Annotated in this window: 21 protein-coding genes; 9 read left to right on the top strand and 12 right to left on the bottom strand. The window is 72.2% G+C overall.

Translation table 11 applies throughout. The annotated features are described in order from the left end of the window. Positions 1 to 27: 27 nt before the first annotated feature. The 4 genes from ABD665_RS14165 to ABD665_RS14150 all read right to left on the bottom strand — a co-directional run bounded on the left by ABD665_RS14165 (position 28) and on the right by ABD665_RS14150 (position 4,897). Positions 28 to 1,524 carry a mannitol dehydrogenase family protein gene (locus ABD665_RS14165; RefSeq protein ID WP_344742464.1) on the bottom strand — a complete coding sequence of 499 codons (1,497 nt, stop codon included), beginning with the start codon at positions 1,522 to 1,524 and terminating at the stop codon, positions 28 to 30. Further along, complete coding sequence (locus ABD665_RS14160) at positions 1,521 to 2,423, bottom strand: ABC transporter permease subunit (protein ID WP_204913290.1); 903 nt, start codon at positions 2,421 to 2,423, stop codon at positions 1,521 to 1,523. The genes ABD665_RS14165 and ABD665_RS14160 overlap by 4 nt, the downstream gene beginning before the upstream one ends. 2 nt (positions 2,424 to 2,425) lie before the next feature. Beyond that, positions 2,426 to 3,391, bottom strand: a complete 966-nt coding sequence (locus ABD665_RS14155) for an ABC transporter permease subunit (RefSeq protein ID WP_204913289.1) — start codon at positions 3,389 to 3,391, stop codon at positions 2,426 to 2,428. Positions 3,392 to 3,520: 129 nt separating this feature from the next. Continuing rightward, complete coding sequence (locus ABD665_RS14150) at positions 3,521 to 4,897, bottom strand: extracellular solute-binding protein (RefSeq protein ID WP_204913288.1); 1,377 nt, start codon at positions 4,895 to 4,897, stop codon at positions 3,521 to 3,523. Between the two features lie 382 nt (positions 4,898 to 5,279). Here ABD665_RS14150 and ABD665_RS14145 point away from each other — a divergent pair, with 382 nt between their 5' ends. Further along, the gene (locus ABD665_RS14145; protein WP_204913287.1) at positions 5,280 to 6,080 is read left to right on the top strand and encodes an RDD family protein; all 801 of its coding nucleotides are present in this window, start codon (positions 5,280 to 5,282) and stop codon (positions 6,078 to 6,080) included. 50 nt (positions 6,081 to 6,130) lie between these two features. Here ABD665_RS14145 and ABD665_RS14140 read toward each other — a convergent pair whose 3' ends face one another. From ABD665_RS14140 to ABD665_RS14120, 5 genes are read right to left on the bottom strand one after another with little or no spacing between them, the layout of a single operon-like run. Then, positions 6,131 to 6,892 carry a hypothetical protein gene (locus tag ABD665_RS14140; RefSeq protein ID WP_204913286.1) on the bottom strand — a complete coding sequence of 254 codons (762 nt, stop codon included), beginning with the start codon at positions 6,890 to 6,892 and terminating at the stop codon, positions 6,131 to 6,133. A 22-nt stretch (positions 6,893 to 6,914) separates the two neighbouring features. Further along, entirely contained in the window at positions 6,915 to 7,118 is a 204-nt protein-coding gene (locus tag ABD665_RS14135; protein WP_204913285.1) for a hypothetical protein, read from the bottom strand. A gap of 16 nt (positions 7,119 to 7,134) precedes the next feature. Next, entirely contained in the window at positions 7,135 to 7,806 is a 672-nt protein-coding gene (locus ABD665_RS14130; protein WP_204913284.1) for a maleylpyruvate isomerase N-terminal domain-containing protein, read from the bottom strand. A gap of 12 nt (positions 7,807 to 7,818) precedes the next feature. After that, the gene (locus tag ABD665_RS14125) at positions 7,819 to 8,418 is read right to left on the bottom strand and encodes an isochorismatase family protein (protein WP_204913283.1); all 600 of its coding nucleotides are present in this window, start codon (positions 8,416 to 8,418) and stop codon (positions 7,819 to 7,821) included. Further along, positions 8,415 to 9,803: a nicotinate phosphoribosyltransferase gene (locus ABD665_RS14120; RefSeq protein ID WP_344742581.1), complete on the bottom strand. Its 1,389-nt coding sequence runs from the start codon at positions 9,801 to 9,803 to the stop codon at positions 8,415 to 8,417. The genes ABD665_RS14125 and ABD665_RS14120 overlap by 4 nt, the downstream gene beginning before the upstream one ends. Positions 9,804 to 9,920: 117 nt before the next feature. Here ABD665_RS14120 and clpS point away from each other — a divergent pair, with 117 nt between their 5' ends. Genes clpS through ABD665_RS14090 form a run of 6 tightly spaced genes read left to right on the top strand, consistent with a single transcriptional unit; the run spans position 9,921 to position 14,402 of the window. Beyond that, a complete protein-coding gene (gene clpS, locus ABD665_RS14115) occupies positions 9,921 to 10,247 on the top strand; it encodes an ATP-dependent Clp protease adapter ClpS (RefSeq protein WP_204914907.1) in 327 nt (108 codons plus the stop codon). Next, complete coding sequence (locus tag ABD665_RS14110; protein WP_204913282.1) at positions 10,244 to 10,819, top strand: DUF2017 family protein; 576 nt, start codon at positions 10,244 to 10,246, stop codon at positions 10,817 to 10,819. The genes clpS and ABD665_RS14110 overlap by 4 nt, the downstream gene beginning before the upstream one ends. A 43-nt stretch (positions 10,820 to 10,862) precedes the next feature. Then, positions 10,863 to 11,333, top strand: a complete 471-nt coding sequence (locus ABD665_RS14105; protein ID WP_204913281.1) for an NUDIX domain-containing protein — start codon at positions 10,863 to 10,865, stop codon at positions 11,331 to 11,333. Between the two features lie 54 nt (positions 11,334 to 11,387). Further along, positions 11,388 to 12,692, top strand: coding sequence for an extracellular solute-binding protein (locus ABD665_RS14100; protein WP_204913280.1), 1,305 nt, complete (start codon positions 11,388 to 11,390; stop codon positions 12,690 to 12,692). A 7-nt stretch (positions 12,693 to 12,699) separates the two neighbouring features. Further along, on the top strand, positions 12,700 to 13,581 hold the full coding sequence (locus tag ABD665_RS14095; RefSeq protein WP_204913279.1) for an ABC transporter permease subunit: 882 nt from the start codon (positions 12,700 to 12,702) through the stop codon (positions 13,579 to 13,581). Further along, on the top strand, positions 13,578 to 14,402 hold the full coding sequence (locus tag ABD665_RS14090) for an ABC transporter permease subunit (RefSeq protein WP_204913278.1): 825 nt from the start codon (positions 13,578 to 13,580) through the stop codon (positions 14,400 to 14,402). Before ABD665_RS14095 ends, ABD665_RS14090 begins: the two co-directional genes overlap by 4 nt. A gap of 33 nt (positions 14,403 to 14,435) precedes the next feature. Here ABD665_RS14090 and ABD665_RS14085 read toward each other — a convergent pair whose 3' ends face one another. Next, complete coding sequence (locus ABD665_RS14085; protein ID WP_344742462.1) at positions 14,436 to 15,329, bottom strand: EamA family transporter; 894 nt, start codon at positions 15,327 to 15,329, stop codon at positions 14,436 to 14,438. Between the two features lie 97 nt (positions 15,330 to 15,426). Between ABD665_RS14085 and ABD665_RS14080 the strand changes: the two genes are divergently transcribed. Continuing rightward, a complete protein-coding gene (locus ABD665_RS14080) occupies positions 15,427 to 16,311 on the top strand; it encodes a LysR substrate-binding domain-containing protein (RefSeq protein WP_204913277.1) in 885 nt (294 codons plus the stop codon). Here ABD665_RS14080 and ABD665_RS14075 read toward each other — a convergent pair. Then, on the bottom strand, positions 16,295 to 17,653 hold the full coding sequence (locus ABD665_RS14075) for an esterase-like activity of phytase family protein (protein WP_204913276.1): 1,359 nt from the start codon (positions 17,651 to 17,653) through the stop codon (positions 16,295 to 16,297). The two genes, ABD665_RS14080 and ABD665_RS14075, sit on opposite strands and share 17 nt — an antisense overlap. Further along, positions 17,650 to 17,787 carry a hypothetical protein gene (locus ABD665_RS14070; RefSeq protein WP_204913275.1) on the bottom strand — a complete coding sequence of 46 codons (138 nt, stop codon included), beginning with the start codon at positions 17,785 to 17,787 and terminating at the stop codon, positions 17,650 to 17,652. The genes ABD665_RS14075 and ABD665_RS14070 overlap by 4 nt, the downstream gene beginning before the upstream one ends. A 3-nt stretch (positions 17,788 to 17,790) precedes the next feature. Here ABD665_RS14070 and ABD665_RS14065 point away from each other — a divergent pair, with 3 nt between their 5' ends. Further along, on the top strand, positions 17,791 to 18,237 hold the full coding sequence (locus ABD665_RS14065; RefSeq protein ID WP_204913274.1) for a hypothetical protein: 447 nt from the start codon (positions 17,791 to 17,793) through the stop codon (positions 18,235 to 18,237).

The raw sequence follows: 18,237 nt of genomic DNA, 5'->3' as shown, positions 1-18,237 counted from the left end.
GTCGCGCTCCCGGCGCGCCCCGAGGGTCTAGCGGGTGCCGGCGACGATCTCCTCGAGCGTCGCGCGGGAGCCGCGCTCGTGCAGCGAGGCCAGCGTCGCCAGGTAGGGCTTCGTGAACGCCTCCTGCTCGGCCAGGTCGCCGAACAGGTCGGTGTTCTTGACGAACGCCAGCGGGTCGTCGTGCTGGGTCGCGGCGATCTTCTTCAGCTCGTCGGCCAGCTGGTCGACGATCTCGATCGGCTCGCCCTGCTCGTCGACCGCCTCGTCGTAGCGCGCCCAGCTGGCCACGATGGCGGCGGAGCAGGTGACGTCGCGGCCCGCGGCGACGTTCTCCTTGATGACGGGCACGAGCCACTTGGGGATGCGGTCCGAGCTCTCCGCGCACAGCCGCGCGACCGTGTCGCGCACCCCGGCGTTGCTGAACCGTTCGATCAGCTGGGGCTTGTAGACGTCGAGGTCGATGCCGGGCACCGGCTGCAGCGTCGGCGTGGCCTCGCTGTTCATGTAGTCGAGCAGGAACGTCGCGAACAGCGGGTCCTGGCACACCTCGTGCACGAGGCGGTAGCCGGCGAGGTAGCCGAAGTAGCAGAGCGCCTGGTGGCTGGCGTTGAGCAGGCGCAGCTTCATCAGCTCGTACGGCTCGACGTCGGGCACGACCTCGACGCCGACCTCTTCGTACGGCGGGCGGCCGTCGGGGAAGTTCTCCTCGAGCACCCACTGCGTGAAGGGCTCGCAGACGACCGGCCAGGCGTCGGTGATGCCGAAGCGCTCGGCGACCTGCGCCCGGTCCTCGTCGGTGGTGACGGGGGTGATCCGGTCGACCATCGAGTTCGGGAAGGAGACGTTCTCGGTGATCCAGCCCGCCAGCCCCTGGTCGCCGGAGGCCTCGCCCTTGAGGCGGGCGTACGCGGTGAAGACCTCGGCCGCGATGTGACCGTTGCCCTGGATGTTGTCGCAGGACATGATCGTGAACGGCTTGACGCCGCGGTCCCGGCGGCGCACGAGCGCCTCCACGACCAGGCCGAACACGGTCTGCGGGGCCGCACCCGGCTGCAGGTCGGCGACGACCCGCGGGTTGGTGGCGTCGAACTGTCCCGTCACCGGCGAGAAGTTGTAGCCGCCCTCGGTCACGGTCAGCGAGACGATCCTGGTGGCCGGGTCGGCCATCTTCTCGATCACCGCCTCCGGGTCGTCGGGGGCGTAGAGGTACTCCACGATCGAGCCGATCACGCGCGGGGTCCAGGTGCCGTCGGGCGCCTTGAGCACGAGCGTGTAGAGGCAGTTCTGCGACACCAGCGCGTCGCGCATCTTCAGGTCGAACGGCATGACGCCGACACCGCAGATGCCGAAGTCCAGGGCCTTGCCCTCGTTCATCAGCCGGTCGAGGTACATCGCCTGGTGGGCGCGGTGGAAGCCGCCCACGCCGAAGTGCACGACGCCCGTCGTGACCTGGCTGCGGTCGTAGGCGGGAACCGGGACGTCGAGCGAGCCGACGGTGGTGGCGTCGAGCTTCACGGGGGTCACTTGACCGCCCCCAGCGACAGGCCCTGCACCAGCTTGTCCTGGGCGGCGAAGCCGGCGATCAGCACGGGCAGCGACACGGCGGTCGCGGCCGCGCAGACCTTGGCCAGGAAGAGGCCCTGCGAGGTCACGAAGCTCGTCAGGAACACCGGCGCCGTCTGGGCGACGATGCTCGTGAGGGTGTTCGCGAGGAGCAGCTCGTTCCAGCTGAAGATGAAGCAGATCAGCGCGGTGGCGGCGATCCCGGGGGAGATGATCGGCACGATGATGCTGCGCAGCGTGCGGACCAGGCCGGCGCCGTCGATGGCCGCGGCCTCGAAGAGCTCGACCGGGATGTCGGCCAGGAACGAGCGCAGCATCCACACCGCGATCGGCAGGTTCATCGCCGTGTAGAGGATGACGATGAAGTTGATGTTGTCCAGCAGGCCGATCGTCTTCGCGATGATGTAGAGCGGCAGCAGGCCCGCGACGGCCGGCAGGAACTTGGTCGACAGGAAGAAGAACATCACGTCGGTCCACTTCTCGACCGGCTTCACCGACAGCGCGTACGCGGCGGGGATCGCGAGCACGATCACGACGATCGTCGAGACGATCGAGGCGGTCGCGGAGTTGATCAGCGGCGGCCACGGGCTGGCGCCGGAGGAGGCCCCGAAGAACTCGCGGTAGCCGTCGAGGGTGAGCGGCGCGAAGAAGCTCGGCGGGTTCGTGGCCGCGTTGAACTCCGAGTGCAGGCTGGTCAGCAGCATGTAGACGACCGGGAACACGAAGATGATCCCGATGACCCAGGCGAGCAGGCCGAGGAAGACGTTGGCGCCCCGGTTGCCCCGGCGGCGGACACGGGCGTTCGAGGCCCGCTTCGCTGCGGCGGTCTTGGACGGTGTGGCGGCGAGTGCGGTCGTCATCGTCAGTTCCCTTCCTCGAACAGGCTAGACACGGTGCGCAGGGCGAAGGTCGCGACGATGATCGTGCCGATCACGACGATCACGCCCTGGGCCGAGGCCAGGCCGTAGTCCTGGGCGTTGTAGAGCGTCTGGTAGATCGTGTACGGCAGGTTGGCCGTCCCGTACGCGCCGGCGGTCAGGGTGAAGACCGAGTCGAACTGCTGGATGATGTAGATCGTCCCGAGCAGGCCGGCCAGCTCCAGGTAGCGCCGCATGTGGGGCATGGTCATGTTGACGAAGGTCTGCCAGGTGTTGGCGCCGTCGACCTGCGCGGCCTCCATCACGTCGCCGGGGCGCGATTGCAGCCCGGCCAGCAGGATCAGCGTCATGAACGGCGTCCACTGCCAGATCAGCTCGCCCATGATCGCGAGGCGGGGGAAGTCGGTGATCCAGTCCGGCTGCGGGGCGTTCGCGCCGAAGACCTGGGTGAGCAGGCCGTTGAAGAGGCCGTACTCCGGGTTGTACATGGCGTGCTTCCACAGCAGCGCCGCGGCGACGGGCACCACGAGGAACGGCGCGATCATCATCGTGCGGACGGCCCCGCGGCCGATGAAGTTGCGGTTCAGCAGCAGCGCGATGCCCAGCCCGAAGGCGAGCGAGACCAGCACGACCGTGACGGTCAGCAGGATGGTGAAGAGCACGCTCTGGCGCAGGCCCGAGTCGGTGAAGACGGTGATGAAGTTCTGCAGGGTGCCGAACTTGATCTCGTCGGGGTAGTTCGCGTTCCAGTTCGTGAACGACACGAGGATCGTCGCCACGAACGGCAGCTGGGTCATGATCACGATGAAGACGAGGGCCGGCAGCAGGGGGACGCGGCGCGCCCAGCCCTTCTTGTCGCCCCAGCGCTCGCCGAAGCTCCGCTGCGGTGGCTTGCTCTTCTTCGTGGCCCGCTCCGCCTGGCTGGGCGGTGCGGCGGTGGCGGTGGCCATGCGCTGCTCCTCGCGTGTGGTTCAGGGTGGTGGGCCCCGCGGGCCCGGGTGTCGACGTCCGGAAGTGGGTCGAGGCCGGGCCGCGCCGCGCTGGTCAGACCAGCGCGGCACGACCCGACCTCGTGGGGGTTACTTGCCCTTGTACTTGTCGCCCGCGGCCTGCGCGAGCTTCTGGCCGTTGTCGAGCGCCTCGTCCACGGTCTTCTTGCCCGCGATCACCGAGGACACGTCCTGGCTGATCTTGGTGGCGAAGTCGGTGAACTCGGGGATGTCGACGAACTGGATGCCGATCGTCGGCCGCGGCTGCACGCCGGGGTTCGTCGGGTCGGCGGACTCGATCGCCTTGCGGGTCGGCTCGGCGAACGCCTCGGCGGCCTTGATGTAGTCGGCGTTCTTGTAGGTCGACTCACGCTTGCCGGCCGGCACGGTCGCCCAGCCGTCCTGCGCACCCACGAGCTCCTCGTACTTCTGCGAGGACGCCCAGGAGATGAACTTCCAGGCGTTGTCGGCCTTGGTGCTCTTCTTCTCGATCATCCAGGACCAGGCGTACAGCCAGCCGGAGGCCTTGGTCTCCTTGACCGGGGCCTGGACGTAGGCCATCTTGCCCTTGACCGGAGAGTCGGGCGCCTCGAGCGAGCCCGCGGCGGAGGTCGCGTCGTACCACATCGCGACCTTGCTCTGGGTGGTCGCCGTCAGGCACTCGGCGAAGCCGGCCTGCGCCGCGCCCGCCTCGCCGTGGGCCTTCACCAGGTCGGTGTAGAAGGTCGTCGCGTCCTTGAACGGCTGCGCGTTGACCTGGGCGTTCCAGTCCTTGTCGAACCAGGTGCCGCCGAAGGTGTTGACCACGGTGGTGAGCGGGGCGAAGACCTCGCCCCAGCCGGGCAGGCCGCGAAGGCAGATGCCCTTCATGCCCGACTCGGCGCCGTCCATCTTCGCGGCCGCCGCGGCGACCTCGTCCCAGGTCGGGGTCTCGTTGAACTTGACGCCCACCTTGTCGGCGATGTCCTTGCGGTACATCAGGAAGGACGACTCGCCGTAGAAGGGCTCGCCGTAGAGCTTGCCGTCCGGGCCGGTCAGCGACTTCGTCATCGACGGGAAGATGTCGGCCTGGTTGAACGAGGTGTCGGCCTTGTACGCCGGGATGTCGTCGAGCGCGGTGAGCCAGCCGTTCTTGGAGTAGAACGGGACCTCGAAGTTCGAGAGGGTCGCGACGTCGAACTGGCCGGACTGGTTCGCGAACTCCTGCGACGCCTGGTTGCGCATGTCGTTCTCGGGCTTGACGGTGAAGTTCACCGTGATCCCGGACTCCTTGGTGAACTCGCCGATGTGCTTCTGCAGGGCGAGCATCTGCGGGTTGTTGACCATGAGGACGTTGATGGAGTTGTCGCTCGCACCACCACCGCCTCCTCCGACACCACCGGCACCACCGGCGCCGCTGCACGCGGCGGTCGCGGCCAGCACGGTGGACAGGCCGACGGCGGCCACCAGCTTGGACGTCAAGCGCATCTGGGAAAACCTCTCTGACTACGGACGGGACCGCCCGGAGACGAGACGAGTGCCTGCTCCGACGCGGGTCGGCAGCCTCTGAGGACCTCCGGGTGCCGGCGCCTGCCACGTCCGTCGAGGCCGGTCACGAGGTGCGCGGCGCTCGCCGCCGACCCGTCGTCCCGCCCTGATCTGACGCTGATCAGTACACGTCGCTCCGCAGGCCGTCGCCGGCTGCCCTTGCTGAGGACTAGGTATATATGAACGCGCCTGAGATGACCAGACGTCTGCGCGTGTTGCCCGAGTCTTTGTTATCGGATCGGTACCGGGCCTGATTCGGGCGGGGGCCGTGCCCACCTGGTTGGAATCGGTCCCACAGGACCGGGAAACTAGGATGATCGACATGTCTGACATCCCGGTCGGGTCGCCCCCGGCTCCTCCGGGTCGCCACGCGGCGCCGGGCGGCTGGTACCCCGACCCGCTCGACGTGAACCGCGAGCGCTACTGGGACGGCTGGCAGTGGTCCCGCAACACCCGCGAGTCCGAGGTGCCGGCGGCCTACCGCCAGGGCCCCGGAGCCCCGGCCGGGCAACCGTCCGCGTACGCCTACGGCCCGGGTCCCGCGCTCCCGTACGCGAGCGCGCCCGTCCCCGGCGTCTCCCGCCAGGCCTCGGCGACCGCCGACGGCGTGCCGCTCGCGGGCTGGTGGTGGCGGGCGCTGGCCGGCCTGGTCGACTCCCTGGTCGTGGGCACCGTCTCGCTCGTCGCGACGCTGCCCTTCTACCGCGAGCTCTTCGCCGCCGTGCGCACCTTCTGGGGCACCGCGATGAGCGCCGCCCGGACCGGTGCGCCGCCGCCGGCCACGCCGAACTTCGCCGCGATGATGTCCGGCGGTGACCAGCTCCTCGTGATCCTGGTGACCTTCGCGATCGGGATGGCCTACCACCTGCCGTTCCTGCGGGTCCGCGGAGCGACGCTCGGGATGATGGCCTGCGGGCTGCGCGTGGTGCCCCAGGACGAGGGCCGCGCCACCGGTCGGCTCCCGTGGTCGACGGTGCTGATCCGGGTCCTGATCTGGGTCCTGCCCGGCGCGCTGAGCCTGCGGATCCTCACCGTCGCCGACGTGCTCATCCCGCTGTGGCACCCCAGGCGGCAGACCCTGCACGACCTCGCCGCCCGCACCCAGGTGGTTCGGCTCCGCTAGCCAGGACGTCCCCTGAGCTTGTCGAAGGGCCACGACGTGGTCGGCGTTCGTCAACCGCCGAGGAGCCCCGCGGCGCCCAGCCGCTCGAGCGTCCCCGCCACGTCCGCGCAATCCACGCCGTGCAGCCGGCGGCGGACGCGGGCCGACGTGGCGGCGTCCCAGGCCGCGAGGGCGTTCGTCGCGCGCTGCTCGTCGACCCCGCCGAGCAGGGCGTCGGCGTCGCGAGGGTCGGCGCCGTCGACGAGCGCCTCGACGGCCATCAGCAGCGCGACCAGGCCGTACGCGCCGAAGGGGTCGGCGCCCAGCCCGGTCGCCTTGAACGGCAGGTCGGCCTCCACCAGCACGGACAGCTGCGCGCCGGCGCCGGTCCCGCCGCGGGCCTCCGCAAGCGAGACCCGGCCCAGCAGCCCGGCCGCCTCGACGACCTCCACGGCCTCGACCGCACCGCGGGCGGCGGGCACGCCGACGTAGACCTCGACCCCGTCGCCGAGCCCGGTCGCCGCGGCCGCGACGCGGCCGGCGTTCCCGGCCAGGTCGTCCAGGTCGCGCAGCACCGTCTCCGCGGACACCAGCGGCAGGGTTTCGGCGCGGCGGGCGAGGGCGGTGAGTCCGCCGGCGCCGCCACCGATCAGCACGCTCAGCGTGACCCCGAGGTCGCCCGCCGTGCCCAGGCCCGCGAGCCGCTCGTCGGGGACGACCAGCGGCCCGACGGTCCAGCCGTCGGCCCGGTCGAGCAGGGCCCGGTGGGCGGTTGGGTCGGGAGACGAGCCGGGGTCGGGGGCGTCGTGCAGCAGCGCGCGGAACACGTCCATGCCCGCACCCTACGGACGCCGGTCAGCGGTGCCGGCGCCGCCGCTCGTAGATCCACAGGACCGGTCCGAGCACGACGAGCGCGACGAGGAAGGCGAGGATGCCGGCGGGCACGCTGTCCGTGCGCCACACGACGTACGAGCCGGCGGCCGCGCAGGGCAGCCCCAGCAGCCAGAGCCTCGCGGTCTGGCCGAGCTCCTCGCGTCTCTTGGGGTCGAGCTGGACCATCAGGGCCTCTCGTGGGTCACAGGGCGGGGAGCCGTTCGGCGTACGGGCCGAGACGGTCGCGTTCGCCGAGGGTAGGCGCCCGTCGGCCGGTGGCGAGCAGGAGAGCGTCCTCGTCGTCCTCTACGGGGACGGGGCAGCCGAGCAGCGCCTCGACCGTGCGGCGGCCGACGGCGAGGGCCCGGGCGGGTGGGCGCGCCACCTCGAGGTCGCGGCCGAGGTCGAGCTGGTGGACCGCGAGCTCGACCGCCCAGGTCGCGAGGAGGTCGCCCGTGGTGAGCACCCACCCCTGGAACCCGAGCGCGCCGTCCTCCAGCGACGCCACCCGCGTCGTCAGGGCGTCGGCGACGGTCCGCAGGGGAGGCAGGGCGCCCGTCGGCGCGTGGGTGGCCGAGGCGACCCGGCGCAGCGCGAGGATCCCGGCGAGCTCGTCGCCGCCGGCCGGCTGCGTCTCCCAGTAGGTGGCCGCGTCCCGGTCCGGCGCCTGGAGGTCGGTCCCGGCGGTGAGCAGGCAGGAGGCGACCTCCTCCAGCCCGAGCCGCACGTGGGTGACGACGTCGACGACGCACCAGCCCCAGCACCGGCTCGCCGCGAGCAGGGCCCGGTCGTCCAGCGGTCGCACGGCGCCGACGAAGCCGTCGAGCGCGTCGAGGAACGCGGCCCGGCCCTCGTCGTGGGGGACGCTCAGCACGGGGCGCGAGGTTCAGCCCTCCGTGGTGACGACGCCGCCGGCGCGCCAGGCGGCGTACGTGTCCTCGAGCCGCTCGGGCGCGACCGCCGCGGTCAGCCCCGCGAGCACCGTGGGGGAGAGCCCCTCGCGGGCGGCGTCGAGCGCGGTGGCGCGGACGCAGTAGTCCGTGGCGATGCCGCAGACGTCGACCCGGTCGATGTCGTGCGCCCGCAGCCACGCGGCCAGCCCGGTGCCCTCGGCGTCGACGCCCTCGAAGCCCGAGTAGGCCGCGGCGTACTCGCCCTTGTCGAAGACGGCGTCGAAGTCGGCGGCGTCCAGCGGGTCCGTCAGGTCGGCGCCCGGCGTCCCGGCCACGCAGTGCGGCGGCCACGAGTCGACGTAGTCGGGGGTGGCGGAGAAGTGGGCGCCCGGGTCGATGTGGTGGTCCCGGGTGGCGACGACCGCTGCGTAGCGGTGGTCGGTGCTCAGCAGCTCCTTCACCGCGGCCGCGACGGCCAGCCCGCCGGCGACGGCGAGGGAGCCGCCCTCGCAGAAGTCCCGCTGGACGTCGACGACGACCAGAGCGGTGCGGCCGCCGGTGCCGCCCGGGCCGGTGCTCGAGGAGGTGCTCACGAGGACGCTCCCTGCGAGGCGTACGGGTTGGTGGTCGGCGCGGTGGCGCCGGTGTAGAGCGTCGGGATGACGGGCTCGCCCTTGGAGAGCTTGCGTGCCTCGAGCGGCAGCTCGGCCCGGGCGGCCGCGTGCCGCCGCCGGGCGGCCTCGAGCGGCTCCTCGCCGACGATCTCGCCGTCGCGGACCAGGGGGACGAGCAGCGGGCGGTCGTTGCCGTCGTCGACCGGCGTCTCGCCCACGCCGATCACCTCGGCCTCGGCGACGCCGTCCGCGTCTAGCCGCCGCAGCGCCCACTTGCGCCCGCCGACCGACACCTTGTCCTGGCTCTTCTTCGCCACGGCGACCAGCGGAGCGCCCGGCTCGTCGGAGTCGGCCCGGGCGACGAGCTTGTAGACGAAGCCGCTGGTCGGGTGGCCGCTGCCGGTGACCAGCGCGGTGCCGACGCCGTAGCTGTTGACCGGGGCCCCGGACAGCGCGGCGATGGCGTTCTCGTCGAGGTCGCTGGTCACCACGATGCGGGTGCCCGTCGCGCCCAGCGAGTCCAGGAGCTCCCGGACCCGCACGGCCAGCGCCGCCAGGTCGCCGGAGTCGAGCCGGACCGCGCCGAGGCGCCCGCCGGTCAGCTCGACGCCGGTCCGGACGGCCTTCTCGACGTCGTACGTGTCCACCAGCAGCGTGGTGCTCTCGCCCAGGGCGGCGAGCTGGGCCGTGAAGGCCTCCCGCTCGTCGTGGTGCAGCAGGGTGAAGGAGTGCGCGGCGGTGCCGGTGGTGGGGACGCCGTAGCGCCGGCCCGCCTCGAGGTTGGACGTGGCGTCGAAGCCCGCCACGTACGCCGCGCGCGCGGCGGCCACGGCCGCCAGCTCGTGCGTACGGCGCGAGCCCATCTCGACGCACGGCCGGCCGTCGGCCGCCAGGGTCATCCGGGAGGCGGCCGACGCGATCGCGGAGTCGTGGTTGTAGATGCTGAGCAGCAGCGTCTCGAGCACGCAGCACTCCGCGAACGTGCCCTCGACGACCATCAGCGGCGAGCCCGGGAAGTAGATCTCGCCCTCGGGGTAGCCCCAGATCTGCCCGCCGAAGCGGAACCCGTCCAGGTAGTCGGCCGTCCGGGCGTCCACGATCCCGCCCTCGGTCAGGAAGGTCAGCGACTCCTCGTCGAAGCGGAACTGCCGCAGTGCGCGGAGCGCCCGGCCCACGCCTGCGACGACGCCGTAGCGGCGACCGTCGGGCAGCCGGCGCCCGAAGAGCTCGAAGACCGAGTGCCGCTCCGCCGTGCCCGCCTGGAGGGCCGAGCGCAGCATCGTCAGCTCGTACTGGTCGGTCAGCAGCGCGGTGGTCGGCGCCTCGCGGGGACCGAAGCGGGCGCGCCGCGCCTCGCTGTCCAGGTCGGCCGCCGGTCCGGGCAGGTGGGTGGTGGGGCTGCCGTCGCTCACACCCGCCAGGGTACGAGCCCCCCTGTCGGGCGCAGGCTCGCACCCGGGTCCGCCCCGGTGCCTGCGATGATGGGAGGCGTGTCGGAGACCGGAACGCCCTCGGTGACGCCTGCCGGTGGCACTGCGGTGGCCGAGCGTCCGCTCGAGCAGGTCGTGCCCGACCTGCCCTGGGTGACGATCGTCTGGGACGACCCGGTCAACCTGATGTCGTACGTGGCGCACGTCTTCTCCACCTACTTCCACTACCCAAAGGCGAAGTCGGAGAAGCTGATGATGCAGGTCCACAACGAGGGCAGGGCCATCGTCAGCAGCGGCACCCGCGAGGCGATGGAGCGCGACGTCACCGCGATGCACGAGTACGGGCTGTGGGCCACGCTCGACAAGTCCGACGAGTGAAGAAGTTCGCCCGCCGCCGCGGCGTCCTGACCGCTGCGCTCAGCCCGTACGAGGTCGAGCTGCTCACCTCGCTCGTCCGCCAGGTCGTCGACCTGGTGTCCGACGGCGAGCCCGAGGGCTTCGCCACGCCCGACCCGTCCGCGGACCCCTTCGAGGCGCTGGCCGCCGACCTGCAGGTCGACCCCGACGCGCCCGAGGTCTCCGACGACCCGGTGCTGCGCCGGCTCTTCCCCAACGCCTACCCGCACGACGCGGACGCGTCCTCCGACTTCCGCCGCTTCACCGAGCGCGGCCTGCGCACGACCAAGGTGACCGACGCCCAGGTCGTGCTGGAGGACCTGGCCGCGACGGAGGAGGGCCGGGTCGACCTGCGTGTCCGCCCCGACCACGTCGAGGCCTGGCTGCGGACCCTCACCGGCGTCCGGCTGGCCGTCGCCACGCGCCTGGGCATCACCGACAACGAGTCGGCGGAGGAGCTCGCCGCCCTCGACGAGTCGGACCCGCGCAGCTTCATGGTGAGCGTCTACGACTGGCTGGGCTTCGCCCAGGAGACGATGGTCGGCGCGCTGTGAGGGTCCTGGCGACGACTTTCGCGACGACGGGGACCGCGCGCTGATGCTGCACGACGGCAACGGCTGGGTGGTCGACGACCGCGGGCAGCGGCACTGGGGGCGGTTCGGCGCGGCCGGCCTGCTGGTCGTGGACCGGCGGGGGCCGGGTGCACCCGTCGTGCTCCTGCAGCACCGGGCGGCGTGGACCGCGGACGGCGGCACCTGGGGCATCCCCGGCGGCGCGCGGGACAGCCACGAGGACGCGGTCGCGGCCGCGCTGCGCGAGGCCCACGAGGAGACCGGGCTGCCGGCAGACGCGGTGCGCCTGCTCGACGACCCGTACGTCGACGACCGCGGCGGCTGGAGCTACACGACCGTGCTCGCCGAGCTGGTGGCCGACGTGACGCTGGTCGTGGAGCAGGAGTCGGAGGCCCTCGGCTGGGTCGCCGTGGACGAGGTCGACCACCGCCTGCTGCACCGGGGGTTCGCCGGTGCCTGGCCGGTGCTGCGGGCCCGGCTGGCCACCTCCGGCTGAGCCCGTCCGCCGCGCCGCGCAACCGCGGGACCCTCCGCGCGAGAACTTGTTCCCATGGACTTCTCCCGCCGCCGCTTCCTCGCCGGCTCCGCGGCGCTCTCGGCGCCCCTCGCGCTCGCCGCCTGCGGAGGGTTCGCACCCGCCGGCTCCCAGCCGAGCCAGCAGGCCGGCACGCTGAGCTTCACCACGTGGGGCACCGACGCCGAGCTCGCCGGGCTCCGCCAGGTCATCGAGCGCTTCCAGGCCGCCAACCCGGGCACGACCGTCAACCTCAACGCCGTCCCGTACGAGCAGATGTTCTCCAACATCGACGCTCAGATCCAGGCCGGCAACCCGCCGGACGTCTTCCGGGTGCCCTACTACACGTTCGGCAGCTACGCCGGCGCCGGTCAGCTGCTCGACCTCACCCCGCACCTGCCCGCCGGCTTCGCCGACCGCTTCACCCCGCAGGCCTGGGCCGCGGTGCAGAACGGCGGCAAGCCGTACGGCGTCCCGCACCACACCGACACCTCGGTGATCCTCTACAACAAGACCCTCCTGGACGCGGCCGGCGTCACCTCGGTGCCGACGAAGGTCGACGAGGCCTGGACATGGCCGCAGCTGCTCGACGTCGCCGGCAGGCTCCGCGGCTCGCTCCCGGGCAAGCAGTACCCGATGGCCTACAACTGGCAGGGCAACGGCGTCACCCGCTGGCTGAGCCTGCTCTTCCAGGCCGACGGCCGCTTCCTCGGCGAGGACCTCAAGAGCCCGGCCATCGACTCCGACGCCGGCCGCGCGGCGATCGACTTCAGCAAGCGGTTCTTCGCCGACAAGCTCGTCCCGGCGAACGACTCGGTCAAGTCGACGACCTACGCCGCCGACACCTGGTACTCCCAGACCTCCGCGATGGTGTGGGGCGGGGCGTTCATGCTGCCGGACGCCGACAAGACGGCCGACTTCGCGTGGGGCGCCACGTTCGCCCCGCGCAACGTCCGCGCCGGCAGCGACTTCGGCGGCAACGCGCTGGTCGCGACGGCCAAGGCCAAGGACCCCGCGCTCGCGGCGAAGTTCCTGGACTTCGTCACCGAGGCGGAGTCGATGCGCGACTTCTGCACGACCGCCTCGCTGCTGCCGACCCGGGCCGACCTCCGCGACGACGGCATCAGCTTCACGGTGCGGCCCGAGCTGACGCCGGTCTTCCTCGGCCAGGCCGCTCAGGTCCGGGCCAGCGACTCGGGCCAGGTCGCGTCGCCGTCGATGTCCAAGATCATCACCGTGCTCAAGGACCAGCTCGAGCAGGCGTTCGTCGGCGGCCAGAGCACCGACGCGACGCTCGCGGGGATCACCAAGGGCATCGCGGCCGCCACCGGCGCCGCATGATGCGCCGGTGAGGTCGCGCCAGGTCCGGGGGGAGGCGCGGGCGGCGTATGTGCTGCTCGCCCCCAACCTGCTGCTGCTGGGGCTGTTCGTCTTCGTGCCGCTCGTCGGTGCGGCGGTGATCAGCTTCCAGCGGACCGACGGCTTCGGCTCGGGTACCTTCGCGGGGCTCGCCAACTACGCGCGTCTGGCGACCGACGGGCTGTTCTGGCGTTCGTTGGTCAACACGACGGCGTTCACCGTGCTGGTGACGCCGCTGTCGATGGCGCTCGGCCTCGGCGCGGCCGTGCTCCTGAACTCGGTCCTGCCGGCCCGCGGGGTGTTCCGGTCGGTGCTGATCCTGCCGATGGCGATCTCCGGCGTGGCCACGGCGCTGCTCGGCGTGCTGATCTTCGACGAGAACAGCGGCGTGCTCGACAAGCTGCTCACCTCCGTCGGGCTGCCGGGCGTCGCGTGGCAGTCGGGCAGCGGGGCCGCCTTCTCGTCCGTGGTGCTCGTGACGCTCTGGTGGCGGGTCGGGTTCAACATGCTGATCTATCTCGCCGGGCTGCAGGGCATCGGTCCCGAGCTCTACGAGGCGGCGGTGCTCGACGGCGCGGGCCGCTGGCAGCAGTTCCGTCAGCTCACCGTCCCGCTGCTCGGAGCCTCGACGTTCTTCCTCCTGATCCTCAACGTCATCTACTCGTTCCAGGTCTTCGACATCGTCTTCGTCCTGACCGGCGGGGGACCGCGCAACGCGACGTCCGTGCTCGTGACGTACGCGTACGAGACCGGCTTCGACGTGCGTGACCAGGGCTACGCCGCGGCGATCGGGATGGTGCTGCTCGTGCTGACCATGGCCTTCACGCTCGTGCAGTGGCGCACGAACCGCAGCCGGGACGAGGTCGGGTGAAGCGCGAGCAGCGTGGCCTCTACGTCGTCCGCCTCGTCGCGGCCGTGCTCGTGTCGGTCGTGATCGTCTTCCCGCTCTACTGGATGGTCGTCGTCGCGCTCTCCAGCCGCTCCGACCTGCTCGGCTCGGCGCTCCGCCTCTGGCCGCGGGCGCTCACCACCGAGAACTTCTCCCGCGTGTTCTCCGCGTTCCCCGTCACCACGTGGTTCGGGAACTCGGTGGCGATCGCGCTGACCACGGCGATCATCACCGTCGTCGTGAACCTGCTCGGCGGCTACGCGTTCGCGCAGCTGCGGTTCCGGGGGTCGAACGCGCTGTTCCTCACCGCGCTCGCGACGCTCACCCTGCCGGTGCAGGTGATCATGGTCGCGCTGTTCCGGCTGGTCACCGTGCTCGGCCTCTACGGCAGCTACTGGGCGGTCATCCTGCCGACCGCGGCGTCGGCGTTCGGGCTGTTCCTGGCCCGGCAGTTCATCCTCGCCATCCCGCGCGACCTGATCGAGGCCGCACGGATCGACGGGGCCGGGCACTTCCGGGTGTTCACGCGGATCGTCCTGCCGATGTCGAAGCCGCTCGTCGCGGTGCTGTTCTTCATGAGCCTGCTGAGCACCTGGAACGACTTCGCCTGGCCGCTCGTCGCGCTGCAGGACAACCGGCTGTTCACGCTGCCGATCGGCCTGCTCTACCTCCAGGGCCAGTTCGGCCCCGACTACGGCGCGACGATGGCCTTCGCGCTGATCAACGTGACGCCGATGGTGATCTTGTTCCTGGCGTTCCAGCGCTACTTCGTCCAGGGGTTCGCGAGGAGCGGCATCCGCTGACGGCTGTGACGCCGGCGGGGCCCGCGCCGGGCCTCAGGTGGTGACGACCGCGGCGGGCGTGGCCACCTCGCGGCCGCCGGTGCGTTCGGCGCCGATGCCGGCGACGACCACGAAGACGATGCCGGCGACGGCGAGCGGGCGGGGGACCTGGCTCAGGACGACCAGGCCGACGAGGAGCGCGAAGGCCGGCTCGAGGCTCATCAGCGTCCCGAACGCCGCCGTGCTCAGCCGGCGCAGGGCCAGCAGCTCGAGGCTGAAGGGCACGATCGGCAGCAGGATCGCCAGGCCGATCCCGGCCAGCAGCAGCTCGGGGGTCATCCGGCCGAAGGCCGACGGGCCGACGGTCACGGTCGCGACGAGGGCCGCCACCGGCATGGAGATCGAGAGGCCCGCGAGGCCCTGGACCTGGTCCCCGACGCGCTGCGTCAGCAGGATGTAGGCCGCCCAGCAGCAGGCCGCGCCCAGCGCGAAGGCCACCCCGAGCGGGTCGGCCGTCCCCGCCCACGGCTCGGTGAGCAGCAGGACCCCGACGGCGGCGAAGAGCGGCCAGACGAACCGCCCCGAGCCACGACCCCGCGCGACCGCCACGCCGAGCGGGCCGAGGAACTCCAGCGCGCTCGCCGTGCCCAGCGGCAACCGCGCGACCGCGGCCATGAAGAGCAGCGTGACCGACGCGGTCGCCACCCCGAGCAGGACGGCCGCACCGAGTGCGGACCGGCTCAGCCGCAGCCGCCACGGCCGGCCGATCAGGAGGAAGAGGGCCCCGGCCCAGACGAGGCGCAGCCACGCCGCGCCCTCCGCGCCGATCCGGTCGATGAGGGTCACGGAGACGGCGAGGCCGACCTGGACGCAGAGCATCGAGGTGGTCGCCATCGCGGCGCCGGAACGCGAGCGGCCGACGACGGCGTACGAGGTGGTGCTGGTCACGGGGACCAGTAGAGACCGGATCGACCCTTCACGTCCACGTGGTCCGGGCAGACCCACCGTTCAGGTTCGGTGAACGATCGGGTGGAAGATGGCGGCCATGGACGTCCGCCGCCTGCGCCTGCTGTTCGAGCTGTCGAGGCTCGGCTCGATGCGGGCCGTGGCGGAGACGTACGGGCTGACGACCTCGACGGTCTCGCAGCAGGTCGCCGCGCTGGCCCGCGACGTGGGCACCCCGCTGGTCGAGCCGGACGGTCGGCGCGTCCGCCTCACCCCGGCCGGGCGCCGGCTGGCCGACCACGCGGTGACGATCCTCGCCGGCGTCGACGCCGCCCGTGCGGACCTCGACCCGCACGCGGAACCCACGGGCACGCTGCGGGTGGGCGGCTTCGCGACCGCGGTGCGGGCCTCGCTGCTGCCCGTCATGGCCGAGCTCGAGGAGACGCACCCGGCGGTGCACGTGCAGGTGCACGAGCACGAGCCGCTCGAGGCGTTCACGATGCTGGCCGAGGACCAGCTCGACCTGGCCCTGACCTACGACTACAACCTCGCCCCGGCGCCGCTGCCCAGCACCATGACGTCCGTGCGGCTGTGGTCGACGGCCTGGGGCCTCGGCGTGCCCGCGGCGGCCGCGGCCGACTCACCCGTCCGCGACCTCGCGGCGTGGGCGGAGCACGACTGGATCGTGAACTCGCGCAACACGGCCGACGAGCGCGCCGTCAGCACGCTCGCGTCCCTCGCCGGGTTCACGCCCCGGATCGCCCACCGGATCGACAGCCTCGACCTCGTCGAGGACCTCGTCCTGGCCGGCCGGGGGATCGGCCTGCTGCCCGCCGACCGCCCCGAACGTCCCGGGGTGCGTCTCCTGGAGCTGCGCGACCCGCCCGTCGTGATGACCGCCTACGCGGTCACCCGGCTCGGGCGGGAGCGCTGGGCCCCGCTGCGGCTGCTGCTCGACCGGCTGGCGGTCAGTGCCGCTCGATGACCAGGAACTGGCCGTCGTCGACCGAACCGTCCGGCCGCGTCTTGGCCACGAGGCCGAAGGGTGCCGCCGTGCCCGTGCTGTCGGAGATCCCGAAGTCGCTGTCGTTGGAGACGATGATCTTGCGGCCGCCGTCGAGCACCGCGACGCCCTCGATCTTGTCGTGGTCGAAGAACGTCCCGCCGGGCGCCGCGGCCGCCGTCAGGGCGCCGAGGTCGAGGTAGAGCTTCTTGCTCACCGGCGTGACGCCCGCCGCCGCGAGGGCCGTCGTCGCCGCGGCGGTGTCGCCCGTCCCGGCCACGGCCTCGAGGCTGAGCCCGCCCAGCTGCACGCCGGTCTTCGCGTCGTACGTCCCGGCGGTCGTCTTCGGGCCGACGTCGGTCGCCTGCGCGAGGTCGACCTCGTAGAGCTTCTTCTCGGCGCCGGGACCGAACTCGCCGTCGCGCTCGTCCACGACGAACCGGGTCGCGGACAGCGCCGCGATCTCGCTCACCGCCGTGCCGAGCTCCTTCGGGTCGTTCAGCACGTACGCGTACTCGTGCGTCGCCCGGGTGCGCAGGTCGACCGTCACGATGCGGGTGACCGCGACCGACTTGGGCTTGCCCGCGTCGGCCTGGGTGAGCGCCGACTGCATGATCCCGACGAGCGTCTTCCCGTCGGGGGTGAGAGTCAGGCCCTCCATGCCGCGGTTCGGGGTGCGCAGGGCCAGCTCGCGCGGCAGCGTGCCGTCGAAGGGCGACAGCCGCTCGATCGCGCGGCCCTTCTTGGAGAAGTGCGTGATGAACGGTCCGTACTCGTCCGACACCCAGAAGGTCCCGTCCTCGAGCGCGACCAGGCCCTCGGAGTCGTACCCGTACGGCGAGGGCGGCAGGACGTTGCCGTCGAGGTCGGTGATCGTCTCGCCGGTGGAGGCCTGCGGGTCGACCTGCCCGTTGTAGGGCGTCCCGTCCTTCGCGCGCAGCTTGATCGTCTTGACCAGCTCCGCCTTGCCGTTCTTGAGCTTGAAGCGCCCGATCGACGGCGTGAAGCCGGGGTAGGGCTCGATCTTGCTGTCGTCCGGCCCGTCGACGTTCGGGCCGCGGTCGGTCAGCCCGTAGACCTCGTTCTTGTGCCGCGGGACGGGCGCCACGGCCGAGCCGAAGCCGTCGCCGCTCACCCGCACGCCGCCGATGGTGCCGATCGGGCCCACCTGCTCGGTGTAGACCTTGAGCGAGATCGAGGTCTGCTTCGCGGGGTCGAAGGGGCGCGTGGCCTGGGCCGGCACGGCCGTCGCCGCTCCCGCCAGCGTCAGCCCGCCGACGAGGAGGGCGCGGGTACCGAGGGTGAAGGTTCGACGAGGGGTCACGAGCCGGGAACGTAGGCCCGGCGGGTGAACGCGGCGTGCCGCCCAGGTGACATCGCGGGGAGCGCGGCCGGCACCGCTTCGGTCACGATCGCCATGCCGGCCTGGCGCCGGGCGGCGAGCGGGCGGACGATCACGGGATGACGACCCGGGCCCGCCGCGTGCTGGTGGTCGCGCTCGCCGTGGTCCTCGTGCTCGGGGCGGCGGCGTACGGCCTGTGGCGCACGCAGCGCGAGGTCCCGGTGGTCGTGGACGCCGCCTGCCCGTTGCTGCTGACGAACACCAGCAACGGTTCCGAGGACTTCGCCGACGTCGTGACCTGGACGGGCCGCACCTACGTGAGGGTCGACGACGGACCCGACTGGGTGCTGGGCGACGCGGCCGGTGCCGTCACCTGCTCGATCGGGCAGATGGAGAACCCGGAAGGCTGGCGGGTCGCGCCCGGCGCGTGGCCCGACGGGACGGCGACCCGGTTGCCGCGGAGGACCGTGCTGCGCGCGACCGGCGACCGCGAGCTGGTGGCCGACGAGCCGGGCGGACCGACCCTCTACTGCCAGGCCGACGGCGTGCTCGAGCCGGCCTGCTGA

Source organism: Microlunatus spumicola (genome assembly GCF_039536445.1).
Classification (GTDB): Bacteria; Actinomycetota; Actinomycetes; order Propionibacteriales; family Propionibacteriaceae; genus Microlunatus; species Microlunatus spumicola.
This window is presented reverse-complemented; position numbering and strand designations above follow the sequence as displayed.